The sequence below is a fragment of the Bacillus sp. JZ39 genome, assembly GCF_053903145.1.
In genome coordinates this window covers 1,929,509-1,944,220 of the sequence record NZ_CP096389.1, presented here as the reverse complement: position 1 = coordinate 1,944,220, position 14,712 = coordinate 1,929,509, and the positions used below count along the sequence as shown (strand labels likewise).

The 14,712-nt window shown below is 46.1% G+C and carries 2 protein-coding genes; both read left to right on the top strand.

Annotated features, from left to right (window positions below; translation table 11 throughout):
- The first annotated feature begins 12 nt into the window (after nt 1-12).
- Nucleotides 13-10,827 (top strand): plipastatin non-ribosomal peptide synthetase PpsD, encoded by a 10,815-nt coding sequence (gene ppsD, locus M1D65_RS09800; protein ID WP_456270858.1) that lies wholly within the window; start codon nt 13-15, stop codon nt 10,825-10,827.
- Between the two features lie 7 nt (nt 10,828-10,834).
- Nucleotides 10,835-14,674: a plipastatin non-ribosomal peptide synthetase PpsE gene (gene ppsE, locus M1D65_RS09795; RefSeq protein ID WP_456270857.1), complete on the top strand. Its 3,840-nt coding sequence runs from the start codon at nt 10,835-10,837 to the stop codon at nt 14,672-14,674.
- Nucleotides 14,675-14,712 lie beyond the last annotated feature (38 nt).

The following is a 14,712-nucleotide window of genomic DNA, read 5'->3' as shown; positions in this document are numbered from 1 at the left end:
GGAGACATGAACATGACAAAAGCGAATTCAATTCAGGATATTTATCCGCTGTCTTACATGCAGGAAGGGATGCTTTTCCATTCCCTCCTGCAAAAAGATTCACAGGCATATGTTGAGCAAGCTTCTTTTACAATAGAAGGAAAAGTCAACCCGCAGTTTTTTCAAAACAGCATCAACGCTCTTGTAGAAAGACATGATATTTTCAGAACGATTTTTATCAGCCAAAATGTTTCCTCCCCCCAGCAGGTTGTTCTGAGAGAACGAAATGTCATCGTACTGGAAGAAAACATTACTCATTTAAACGAGGCGGAGCAATCACAGTTTATCGAGCAATGGAAAGAAAAGGACCGGGACCGGGGGTTTCATTTGCAAAAGGATGTGCTCATGCGCATCGCTCTTATTCAAACAGGAGAGAGCCAGTACTCCTGCATTTGGACCTTTCATCATATCATGATGGACGGTTGGTGCCTCAGCATTGTGCTAAAGGAGTTTCTGCATATTTACGCATCTTATGTAAATGCATCCCCTATAACATTGGAGCCGGTCCAGCCATACGGAAAGTATATCAAATGGCTGATGGAGCAAGACAAAGAGCAGGCGGTTTCTTATTGGGACCATTATCTTTCCGGCCACGAACAGCAAACCGTGCTCCCGAAGCAGAAGAAAAAAACAAAGGGAAGAAGCAGGCAGGAACACGTTACATTTTCATTCTCTAAGGAAGAAAGCAGCAGACTTTCAGAGCTTGCTGCAAGAGAAGAAGTGACACTCAGTACGATTTTTCATACCATTTGGGGCATTCTGCTGCAAAAATATAATAATAACGATGACGCCGTATTCGGTTCTGTTATTTCAGGAAGACCCGCAGAAATCGAAGGCATTGAACATATGGTAGGTCTTTTCATTAATACGATGCCGGTTCGGGTGCAGGGGGCAAAAACGCCATTTCTTCAACTTATAAAAGATATGCAAAAAGACCGTCTTGCCGCTGAAGCGTACAGCTACCACCCTTTATATGAGATTCAATCCCGCTCAGCTATTAAGCAAGGGCTGATTGATCATATTCTCGTATTTGAAAACTATCCGGTGCAGCAAGAGATTCAAATGCTGAACAAACAGGAACATGCTACTGATCTTTTTCAGATTCATAATTTCACTGTCGCAGATGAAACCAACTACAGCTTTTATCTTATGGTGGCGCCAGGGGAAGAAATTCATATCAAAATGAACTATGATGCGGAGCAGCACGATCGGTCTTTTGTGCTCTCTGTCAAAGAGCATCTTCTGAATGCTGTATCACAAATCTTAAATAATCCGAATCTTCCACCTGAAGAAATCGATATCACGACAGATACTGAAAAGCGGCAGCTGATTGGAGAAATCACAGATCGAACACCAGTTTACGAAACCATCCATGCCATGTTTGAAAAGCAAGCGGAAAAGACACCAGATGCTCATGCTGTAATTGATCAAGCCTGCTCATTAACATACAGAGAACTGAATAAAGCGGCTAACAGATTGGCACGGCATTTACGAATGAAAGGCGTTGTGAGACAGGAACCCGTTGCGATTATGATGGATCGCTCTGCGGCGTTTATCACCGGCGTTCTTGGAATCTTAAAGGCAGGCGGCGCCATTGTTCCCGTTGATCCGCATTACCCGGCTGACAGAATCCGTTATATTCTGCATGATTGCGGCTGTTCGCATGTTGTTTCACAAGCGCATCTTTCCTCATCGTTAGAAGACAATTACATTATCACTCATCCAGAAGAAATCGAAAGCAAAGTAGACGGCAGTAACATAAAGTCAGTCAACAATGCTGACGATCTGCTGTATATGATTTATACATCAGGCACAACAGGTAAACCAAAGGGTGTTCAATTTGAGCATCGAAACATGGCTAACTTGCTGAAGTTCGAATATACTCACTCCGGCATTGACTTTGAAGCAGATGTTCTGCAATTTGCGACACCTTCCTTCGACGTCTGCTATCAAGAAATATTTTCTGCGCTTCTGAAAGGCGGCACACTGCACATCGTGCCAGAAGCCATAAAAAGAGATGTGCCTCAGCTGTTTGCATTTATAAACAAGCATCAGACGAATATTGTGTTTCTCCCAACTGCTTTTATCAAAATGATTTTCAGCGAGCGAGAACTTGCAAACTCGTTTCCTGATGGCGTCAAACACCTGATCGCAGCCGGGGAACAATTAATGATTTCAGACCTTTTCCAAGATGTGTTGCGTGAACGCGGCATACACCTGCACAATCATTACGGACCTTCAGAAACTCATGTGGTATCTACGTATACCATTCATCCTGGAGACCCTATTCCTGAGCTTCCGCCAATCGGTAAACCGATAGGCTGTACTGATCTATATATTTTGAATCATCAAAAACAGCTTCAGCCATGCGGCGTACCAGGCGAACTCTATATTTCCGGCGCAAGTGTTGCCAGAGGATATGTCAATCACGATAAACTGACAAGCGACAAATTTTCATCCGACCCATTCAGGCCTGGTGTGATTATGTACCGGACAGGTGATTTTGCCAGACGGCTTGAAGACGGCAACATCGAATATATCGGACGAGCAGACAATCAAGTGAAAATCAGAGGTTATCGAATTGAGCCGCAAGAAATCGAAGTCACGCTAATGAATCATCCGGACATTAGTGAGGCTGCCATTCTCATCTGGCAAGATCAAAACGGTGAACATGAATTATGCGCTTACTATTGCAGTGTACAAAAGCTGAATGCAATAGATTTACGCAGTTATATGGCTAGTGAGCTCCCAGAATACATGATTCCGGCGAAATGGATATGGGTTGACAGCATACCTCTTACCCCAAACGGAAAAGTAGATCGCGCAGCACTTCCGGAGCCAGATGCTTCAATCAGCGGAAACCCATATACTGCCCCTCGAAATCTGTTAGAGGCAAAGCTTTCGCAACTATTTGAAGATGTGCTAAAGAATGGGCATATAGGCATCCAAGACAACTTTTTTGACAATGGCGGCCACTCGTTAAAAGCAACAGTGCTTATGTCACGGATCGCAAAGGAATTCCATGTGCAAGTTTCACTTAAGGACATCTTTGCTCATCCGACTGTTGAAGGATTAGCTTTAATCATTCGAGAGGCAGAACAAAATCCGTATGCAGCAATTGAACCAGCAGAAAAAAGGGATACATATCCTGTATCTTCGGCCCAAAAACGAATCTATGTGCTTCAACAGCTTGATGAGGGTGTCGCCTATAACATGCCTGCGGTCTTAGAACTGGAAGGTGCACTAGATGTCGCCAAACTGTCTGCTGTATGTAAAGAACTGATCAGCCGGCATGAGCCGCTTCGAACTTCCTTTGTATCCGGAGCTGATGACGAGCCGGTTCAGCGTATCCACACCGAAGTGCCGTTTACGTTAAGTAAAGAGACCACTATCGAGGGATTTGTCCGTCCCTTTGATCTCAGCCAGGCGCCATTATTTAGAGCAGGCCTTATAGAAGTGTCAAACGAGAAGCATGTATTGCTGGTGGATATGCACCATATCATTTCAGATGGCGTATCCGTTCAGCTCCTAATCCGAGAATTTACCGATCTTTATGCAAACCGGCAGCTTAAGCCATTGCGGATCCAATATAAAGATTACGCCGTATGGCAGCAGAAATTTAAAAAGGGAGACTCGTACCAAAAGCAGGAGACTTACTGGCAGCAGCAGTTTAGCGGGGATCTTCCTATACTGGAGCTTCCAACAGATAAACGACGTCCGGCAGAACGGCAATTCATAGGCGGAAAAGTAACCTTTCAATTGGACAAAGAGATCACGGCCCGCATAAAGCGGCTCGCCCATAAAAACAGAAGCACGCTTTATATGACGCTTCTCGCTTTGTATTCAGCCTTTTTGTCTCGGTTAAGCGGTCAGGATGATATCGTGATTGGTTCACCTATCGCCGGACGGCCCCATGCCGACCTTGAAGCTGTTCTTGGGATGTTCGTCAATACACTGGCTCTCCGCACACGCCCGGCGGGTAATAAGACGTTTGAGGAATTTCTGAAAGAAGTCAGACAGACGGCACTAGAAGCGTATGAGCATCAGGATTACCCGTTTGAAGAGCTTGTGGACAAACTCGGTGTGCAGCGGGAAATGAGCCGGAATCCTTTGTTTGACACAACGCTAGTCCTTCAGAATATGGAACAGCAAAAGCTAAAAATGAATGATGTACAGCTTCAGTGGAACGACTTGGTGCACCCAATATCAAAATTTGATATTTCCCTATACGTTACAGAACATGATTCCGAGCTTTTCTGTCAGTTTGAATACAGTACAGCTTTGTTTGAGAAAGAAACCATCCAAAGGTGGGCCAGCCTTTTCACCACGCTTGTGGAACATACAGCTGCCAGTCCTGAAACAGAATTGGACAATATTCCAATCTTAACAAAAGAAGAAGAGCGAGATTTCATTGAATCATGCCATCTGTTTGAGGAGACGGGCTATTCAATGAATCAAACGCTCCACTATGCACTCGAACAGCAGGCAGCAAAAACGCCTGATCAGACGGCTGTTGTTTTTGAAGATGGAGCGATGACCTACAAAGAATTGAATGAACAGGCTAACCGTATCGCCTGGGAGCTGATCGGACGAGGAGTAAAATCTGAAACAACAGTTGCCATTATGGGAAGGCGTTCGCCTGAAATGCTGATTGGCATTTTTTGCATTCTTAAAGCTGGCGGCGCTTATCTGCCCATTGACCCGGATTATCCGGAAGAACGAATCAGCTTTCTGCTGGAGGACAGCGGTACAAACATTCTCCTGCTTCAGTCTGACGGCCTGCATGTTCCGGCATTTGCAGGGGAGATTGTCTATCTCAATCAGACAAATAGCGGGCTGAAACATCGTTTGTCCAATCCGAATGTGGACGTTCTCCCGCAATCTTTAGCCTATGTCATCTATACATCCGGCTCTACCGGGAGGCCTAAGGGTGTTGAAGTTGAACATCGATCAGCGGTGAATTTTTTGAATTCCCTTCAGTCCCGTTATCAACTGAACCAATCAGATGTGATTATGCATAAAACATCTTATTCATTTGACGCTTCAATATGGGAACTGTTTTGGTGGTCTTATGCCGGTGCTTCTGTTTATCTGCTTCCTCAGGGAGGCGAAAAAGAACCTGAAGTGATCGCGCAGGCTATAGAGGAACAAAAGATCACAGCTATGCATTTTGTGCCTTCAATGCTTCATGTATTTTTAGAACATATAAAATATCGCTCTGTACCGATTAAGACAAACAGACTCAAGCGAGTGTTTTCTGGAGGAGAACAGCTGGGGACCCATCTTGTCTCCCGATTTTACGAGTTGCTTCCAAATGTTTCAATAACCAATTCCTATGGGCCAACGGAAGCAACCGTAGAAGCTGCATTCTTTGATTGTCCGCCGCAAGAAAAACTTGAACGGATTCCAATTGGAAAACCTGTTCATCATGTCAGATTGTATATCCTGAATCAGAATCAGCGGATGCTGCCAGCTGGATGTATCGGCGAACTGTACATTGCCGGAGCAGGTGTTGCCAGAGGTTATTTGAATCGGCCGGCATTAACGGAGGAGCATTTTCTAGAAGACCCGTTTTACCCGGGTGAACGCATGTACAAAACAGGAGATGTGGCGCGATGGCTCCCTGACGGGAATGTTGAATTCCTGGGACGGTTGGATGATCAGGTGAAAATTCGCGGCTACCGGGTTGAACCGGGAGAAATTGAAGCGGCACTAAGAAGTATAGAAGGTGTAAGAGAGGCGGCCGTTACCGTACGGACAGACAGCGGCGATCCGGAATTATGCGCTTATGTAGAAGGGCTCCAAAGAAACGAAGTGCGGGCACAGCTTGAGAGACTGTTGCCGGGCTACATGGTCCCAGCCTATATGATAGAGATGGAACAGTGGCCGGTTACGCCAAGCGGAAAACTCGACCGAAACGCCCTGCCAGCTCCTGGCGGAGCGGCAGATGCGGAGACCTACACAGCGCCGAGAAACGTGACTGAGATGAAGCTTTCTCAGCTGTGGGAGGACGTGCTGAAAAATGGCCCTGTCGGGATTCACGACAACTTTTTTGACCGCGGGGGACATTCCTTAAAAGCAACGGCGCTTGTCTCACGGATTGCCAAAGAATTCGATGTACAGGTGCCGCTAAAAGATGTATTTGCCCATCCGACAGTCGAAGGGCTGGCTACCGTTATCCGTGAAGGAACGGACAGTCCATATGAAGCGATTAAGCCCGCTGAAAAACAGGAAACCTATCCGGTTTCCTCTGCCCAAAAGCGGATTTATGTCCTTCAGCAGCTGGAGGACGGAGGGACAGGCTACAATATGCCGGCTGTGTTAGAGCTCGAAGGGAAGCTCAACCCTGAAAGGATGGACAGAGCTTTCAAAGAGCTGATCAAGCGCCACGAGTCGCTTCGTACCGCCTTCGAACAGGACGCAGGAGGCGATCCGGTGCAGCACATCCATGACGAGGTGCCGTTTACGTTACAGACTACAGTTCTCGGCGAACGAACCGAACAGGAGGCCGCAGCCGCCTTTATCAAACCGTTTGATCTCAGCCAAGCGCCGCTGTTCCGTGCCCAAATCGTAAAGGTATCAGATGAGCGGCACCTGTTGCTGGTTGATATTCATCACATCATTTCAGACGGTGTTTCCGTCAACATTCTGATTCGGGAATTCGGCGAGCTGTACAATAATCGGAAGCTTCCGGCGCTGCGCATTCAATATAAAGATTATGCCGTATGGCAAGAAGGATTCAAAACAGGAGATGCGTACAAAACGCAGGAGGCGTACTGGCTGAAGCAGCTCGAGGGCGAGCTGCCTGTGCTGGATCTTCCGGCTGATCATGCCCGCCCGCCTGTACGAAGCTTCGCGGGTGACAAGGTCTCATTTACGCTGGATCAAGAGGTTGCATCAGGCCTTCACAAGCTGGCACGAGAAAACGGAAGCACACTGTACATGGTGCTCCTTGCGGCTTACACCGCGTTCTTGTCACGCTTAAGCGGACAGGAAGATATCATCGTCGGCTCGCCAATTGCCGGCCGGCCGCACAAGGATCTTGAGCCAATACTCGGCATGTTTGTGAACACGCTGGCGCTTCGGACGCGCCCGGAGGGCGGGAAGCCATTCGTACAGTATTTGCAGGAAGTGCGTGAGACAGCATTGGAAGCCTTTAAGCACCAGGATTACCCGTTCGAAGAGCTTGTCGATAAGCTTGGATTGACACGGGATATGAGCCGGAACCCAGTGTTTGATGCGATGTTAGTTGTTCAAAATAATGATTACGAGCCATTGTATCTTCATGATTTGCAAATGAAGCCGGCACAAGTTTCTCATCTCGTTTCTAAATTCGATTTGACACTACAGGCATCTGAGGGCGACGGAAACATTCATTTCCTTTTTGAATATTCAACCGCATTGTTCGAGAAAACCACCATTGAACGCTGGGCATCGCATTTAACAAATGTACTTAGCATCATCGGCAAAAACCCGGAGGTGACACTCAACCATATCGACATCCTGACCCAAGAAGAGCGGCACCAGCTGCTTAATGAGTTTAACACCGGGCAAGCGAATCAATACGGAGTTCAAACAATCAGTCAATTGTTTGAGCAGCAAGCTGCACGAACACCAAAAGCTTCTGCACTTGTCAGCGGAGACAAAACACTCACTTATCAGGAGCTTGACGAGTGGTCCAATGGAATCGCACGTGCATTGCGCAGCCGAGGTGTTAAGCCGGACACACCAGTAGGCATCATGATGCATCGTTCGTTCAGTATGATAGCATCCATACTTGGTGTGTGGAAAGCCGGAGGCTGTTACGTTCCCATCGATCCTGAATACCCGACAGAACGGAAACGCTATATCCTTAGCGACAGCGGAACGAAACTGCTGATGACAATAAATGAAGCGGATCGGGAAGCACTTGCTGACTTTGAAGGAGAGATCTTAGCGATAGAAAGTGTAGAGGCAGACGACAAATCGCCGCTGCCGCAAATGTCGTCTGCCCATCATTTGGCTTATATCATTTATACCTCTGGAACGACTGGCCATCCAAAAGGGGTAATGGTCGAGCATAAAGGTATTGCCAACACTCTTCAGTGGCGGCGAAACGCTTATGCATTCAACGAGACAGATACCATTCTGCAGCTCTTTTCTTTCTCATTTGACGGCTTTTTAACTAGTATGTTTACACCGCTTTTGTCAGGTGCAAAAGCCGTTTTGCTTCATGAAGAGGAAGCGAAGGATATTCTGGCCATTAAGCATCAGCTGTCTCGTCAACGGATTACACATATGATTATTGTGCCTGTTTTATATCGAGCGCTTTTGGACGTAGTGCAGCCGGAAGATGTAAAGACACTTAGAGTCGTCACACTGGCAGGAGAAGCGGCTGACCGCGAATTGATCCATCGCAGCTTGGCCATTTGTCCGCATACCGAACTCGCCAACGAATATGGACCGACAGAAAACAGCGTGGCGACTACCGTCATGAGACATATGGAAAAGCAGGCATACGTAAGCATCGGCCAGCCGATTGACGGGACTCAAGTGCTGATTTTAAATAGCAATCATCAGCTTCAGCCAATCGGTGTTGCTGGAGAGCTTTGTATAGCAGGAACAGGGCTTGCAAGAGGGTACGTCAATCTTCCAGAACTGACAGAGAGAGCATTCACGCAGAATCCATTTAAACCCGAAACACGAATGTACCGAACAGGAGACGCCGCCAGATGGATGGCCGACGGTACACTCGAATATCTCGGAAGAATCGATGATCAAGTCAAAATCAGAGGATACCGTGTAGAAACGAAAGAAATTGAATCGGTCATCCGGTGTATAAATGGTGTAAAAGACGCCGCAGTAGTTGCTCATGTAACAGCGTCAGGACAAACCGAATTAAGTGCTTATGTGGTGACAAAACCAGAGTTGAGCACAAATGCTGTACGCTCAGAATTACAAAACAAGCTGCCGGTGTTTATGCACCCTGCGTTTATTGAAAAACTGGACTCACTTCCATTGTCACCAAACGGCAAGCTGGATCGCGGAGCACTTCCAAAACCTGTATACAACCACGAAGGTGAACGTCCATTCCTCCCGCCAGCCAGCAAAATGGAGCAAATACTGGCAGATATATGGAAAGAAGTACTGGGGGCAGAAAAGATCGGAACAGCTGATTCGTTCTTTGAACTTGGCGGAGATTCAATCAAAGCGTTACAGGTATCTGCGCGGCTTCACCGGATAGGCAAGCAAATGGCAGTGAAAGATTTGTTTAGCCATCCGACCATTCAAGAATTGGCAGCTTATATCCGTGATTCAGATACAAGTTCCAGCCAAGCTGCGGTTGAGGGAGACGTACAATGGTCGCCTGTTCAAAAATGGTTTCTTTCTCAAGATATAAAAGAAAAACACCATTTTAATCAGTCCGTAATGCTGCATCGAAGCACCTCTGTACAAGAAGACGCACTGCGCAAAACGTTAAAAGCAATAACGTGTCATCATGATGCGCTGCGAATGGTGTTTACACAGAATGAACAAGGAAAGTGGGATCAATATAATCGGCCGCTCAGTCATTCGGACGACGCGTTGTACGGCCTTCAGATGATTGATTTATCAGCTCCGGACGGCACTGATGGAAATAGAGCGTATGAGCCTATTATCAAACGTCATGTACTTGATATTCAGCAGAAAATGGATTTGAAGAATGGTCCGCTGCTGCAAGCCGGTCTTTTCCACACAATTGACGGTGATTTCTTATTTTTATCGGCTCATCACCTCGTCGTTGACGGCATCTCATGGCGGGTTCTGCTTGAAGATTTGGCTTTAGGGTATCGCCAAGCTGCAGGCGGGGAAGAGATTCAGCTGCCTCCTAAAACAAGCTCATTTAAAGCGTATACGAAAAAGCTCTCTGACTACGCTGAAAGCCAGCAGCTAATGAAACAGCTCAAGTATTGGCGCGAAGCCGAAGAGTATCAAACAGAGGCATTGCCTTTTGATCAAATCGATGGAACTAGAGCACACGAGGGACAACGGTCCACAATTTCGTTTACCTTAAACGATAAAGAGACAGCAGCACTCTTAAAAGACGCCAACAGCGCATATAACACTGATACGCAGGACATGCTGCTCGCTTCTGTCATTCTTGCGCTGCGCCATTGGACCAATCAATCCGCCTTCAAACTATCATTAGAGGGCCACGGGCGAGAGGATGTATTAAAAGGAATAGATGTGAGCCGGACGATTGGATGGTTTACCGCCATTTATCCGTTATTGGTTAAATTGAACGCAGACTTGCCAGATTCGGAAGAAAGCATGGTTCATGTGCTAAAAACAACAAAAGATACACTGAGACGTGTACCTGACAAAGGATTCGGCTACGGTGTCATCAAATATTTGACTCCGCCTGGCAAAAAAGACATCAATTTCACAGGTGCACCAGAAATCAGCTTTAATTATCTTGGTCAATTTGAAAGCGGCCGCACAGCTGAAGTACCTGAGGAGGACGCCTTCTCATTCTCTCCGCTGGGTGCCGGAGGTGATATCAGCACAACATGGAACCGTGAACAGTCGCTGGATATCAGCGCAATCGCTGCAGAAGGAAAATTGACTGTCAATATGACTTATGACAATGCCCGCTTTCAGCGCAAAACCATCGAACAGCTTAGCGAAACATGCCGTCAATTTTTATTACAGCTGATCGAACACTGCCAGAACAAAAGCGAAACAGAAAAGACGATCAGTGATTTTGATGATCAAGAACTGACCGAGGACGCCCTGCAAGAGATCGCTGATATGCTCAGTTTTCACTAATGAATCCGTGAAGAAAGGTGCAGACACTATGAATACCATTAAAAAAATCAAGAACATTTATCCTCTGAGTCATATGCAGGAGGGAATGCTGTTTCATTCCTTCCTCCGTAAAGAGGAGGGGGCATACGTTGAGCAGTCGCTCTTCACCATTAAAGGAAGCCTCAGCTATGAATGGTTTCAGCGCAGCATTCAAGCCATTATCGACCGCCATGATATTTTCAGAACCGTGTTTTTGCCGCACGTCCCGCATTTGTCGGGACCTCGGCAAGTCGTGATGACAGAACGTGAATTCCATTTGTACAGCGAAGACATTTCCCATCTGCCAACAAACGATCAGAATGAGTATATTGAACGCTTTAAAGAGAAGGACAAGCAAAAAGGCTTTGATCTGCAAAAAGACATGCTGATGCGGATTTCTCTATTCAAAACAGCTAAAGATGAACATGTCTGTATCTGGAGTCACCATCATATTTTAATGGACGGATGGTGCCTAGATATTGTTATGCAGGAATTTATGCAAATTTATCAATCGATTCATGCAGGAAGGCCGCTTTCATTAGACCCTGTCCGTCCGTACAGCACCTATATTTCCTGGCTGACAAACCGAGACAAAGAAAAAGCAGCAGCCTACTGGGATACCTATTTAAAAAACTACAGCACTCCATCACCTCTGCCTCGTGTGTCTGATAAAGAAACAAAAGAAGGTTATCACCGTGAAGATTTGATATTTTCATTAAATAAACCACTGACAGACAAGCTGAAAGAGACTGCCAAACAACACGGCGTCACGCTCGCTACCCTAATTCAGGCGGTCTGGGGTGTGATGCTGCAGCAATATAACCGCACAGACGACGTTGTGTTTGGCGCAGTTGTATCAGGAAGACCGTCAGAAATCCCGGGCGTGGAGCAAATGATAGGGTTGTTTATCAATACCATACCGATTCGAATTAAAACACATCAAGACGAAACGTTTCAAGAACTGCTCATACGATGCCAGAAAGAAATGCTGGAAGCTGAGCCGTTTACCTGCCAGCCTTTATTTGATATTCAGGCAAACACCGCATTAAAACAGGAACTGATTGATCACATTATCGTCTTTGAAAACTATCCGTTACAGCAGAAAATCGCCGATTCCGCTGATCAAACCGATTCACCGCTGCAAATCGATCAAGTTCAAGTATCCGAGCAATCAGGATATAACTTTAATCTTGTCGTTGCTCCCGGCGAAGAGCTTGTCGTCAAGTTCAGCTATAATGCATTCGTTTACGATGCTGCCTGGATCAGCTGTATCAAGAGGCAATTTACGCAAGCGCTTAGCACAGCGGCACAGCACCCTCATATGCCAATTGCTGATTTTTCTTTTCTTGATGCAACAGAAAAAGAGCAGATTGTCACACAGTTCAACAATACAAAAACGGAGTATCCAAAGAATCATACAATTATCGATTTATTTCGCGAACAAGCAGAAAAGACGCCAGACCATACCGCACTTGTGTATGGCAATATGTCTATTTCATATAAAGAGCTTGATAAACGCTCTAATGCGCTCGCCAGAGAGTTAATTCAAAAGGGATTTCGGAAAAACGAGACAGCCGGAATATTGACTGCACATTCTCCCGAATTCATGATCAGTGTGCTTGCCGTATTAAAAGCAGGGGGAGCATACCTCCCGCTTGATGAGGAGCTTCCGCCTGAACGAGTCAGCTTTATGCTTGAGGAAACGCAAGCAAAAATGCTGATTGTTCAAAAGGGGCTGGAGCAAAATGCTGCGTTCTCAGGAACATGTATGATTGCAGATGCGCAGGCATTGATGGGAGAGAACCATTTTCCTATCAACACCATCTCCAGTCCAGACGATCTTGCATATATCATGTATACCTCAGGATCAACAGGCCGGCCGAAAGGGGTCATGATCACGAATCGCAATGTCGTGTCCCTTGTCAGAAACAGCAATTACACGTCTGCGTCCGGTGATGACCGGTTTATTCTGACTGGATCTATCAGCTTTGACGCCGTCACCTTTGAAATGTTCGGGTCACTTTTACATGGCGCAAGCCTTCATATCATTGATAAATCGACAATGCTGACACCTGATCGGTTTGGAGCGTATTTGTTTGAAAATGACATCACAGTGCTATTTTTAACGACAGCTCTTTTTAATCAGCTGGCACAGGTACGAGCTGACATGTTTCGCGGACTCCATACGTTATATGTCGGAGGAGAAGCACTTTCGCCTGCTCTGATGAATGCTGTCAGGCACGCCTGCCCAGATCTCGCGCTTCATAATATTTACGGGCCTACGGAAAACACGACTTTTTCAACCTTTTTTGAAATAAAGAGAGACTATGCGGGGCCGATTCCGATTGGAAAACCAATCAGCAATAGCACCGCTTACATCTTAGATACAAAAGGACGTCTTTTGCCAATAGGCGTTCCCGGCGAGCTTTGTGTTGGCGGTGATGGGGTCGCTAAAGGCTATTTGAACAGAGATGACCTGACAAATACTGTTTTTTCTCCTCATCCTTTCTTGCCTGGAGAAAGAATTTACCGTACCGGTGATTTGGCACGCTGGCTGCCTGATGGAAACTTAGAATACATCAGCAGAATTGACAGGCAGATGAAAATTCGCGGAAAACGAATTGAGCCCGCCGAAATAGAAGCGCGCCTGTTAGAAATGGAAGGCGTTCAAGAAGCAGCAGTGACATTGAGAGAAAAAGATGGAGAGGCGCAGCTGTACACTCATTACGTCGGTGATCATAAAAAAACAGATACGGATTTTCGCGCCGATTTGGCGCGTGTGCTTCCAGACTATATGATCCCGCAGCACTGGGTGCGTGTGGAGCGGATGCCGCTTACCGGAAACGGAAAAATAGACCGCAGCGCGCTGCCTATTCCAGAAAATAAGCCTGCCAAACGACAGAACATCATATTGCCAAGAAACTTGGTTGAAGAAGAATTGGCGAACATTTGGAAGCAAGTCCTCGGTGTTAACACAATCAGTATTGATGATGACTTCTTTGCTATTGGCGGACATTCACTAAAAGCACTGCAAGTCATACATACACTAAAACATCAGCAGAACATTGACATACCGATTGATTTCTTGTTCGAACATCCGACAATCGCTCAGCTTGCCGAAAAACTTTATTCTAAACAGCTGAGAGCGGCAGATGAACAGCATGTGATCAAACTGAACCAGCACGGCGCGCAAAATCTTTTCTGCTTCCCGCCGATATCGGGATTTGGCATTTATTTTAAAGACCTTGCTTTATTACTGAATGAGAAGGCAGCCGTATACGGGTTTCACTTTATTGAACAAGACACCCGCATTGAACAATATGTTAATTGCATGACGGACATACAGCCTGAGGGCCCATACGTTTTATTAGGCTACTCTGCAGGCGGAAACCTGGCTTTTGAAGTGGCACAGGCTATGGAGCGCAAAGGATTAGAAGTCAGCGACTTCATTATCGTGGACGCTTATCTAAAAGAACAGCCTTTGCCTATTGATACCGAGAATGACGAATCTGCAGCATATCTGCCTGAAGCAGTCAGAGAAAAAGTGATGAAGAAAAAAAGAAACTATCAAGAATATTGGGCACAATTGCTGAATGAAGGGCACATCAAAGCAAGCATTCATTTCATCGAAGCTGGAATTCAAATCGAAACCAGCGAGAATACAGGCTTAACGAAATGGGAAGGCGCCTGCGGAAACTACAGCGAGTACACGGGTTTTGGCGCTCATAAAGACATGCTGGAAGGAACATATGCTGAAAAGAATGCTGACATCATCCTCGACATTTTAGAAAAGATCACTTCAAATAAAGCAATCCCGCACAAACAATAGAGCGGATTCGCGGACAGAGGCATTCTCTGTCCGCTTCT

Bases quoted from the DNA above. Each gene is read 5' to 3' on its own strand.
- ppsD (WP_456270858.1), top strand. From the start codon at position 13: ATGACAAAAGCGAATTCAATTCAGGATATTTATCCGCTGTCTTACATG.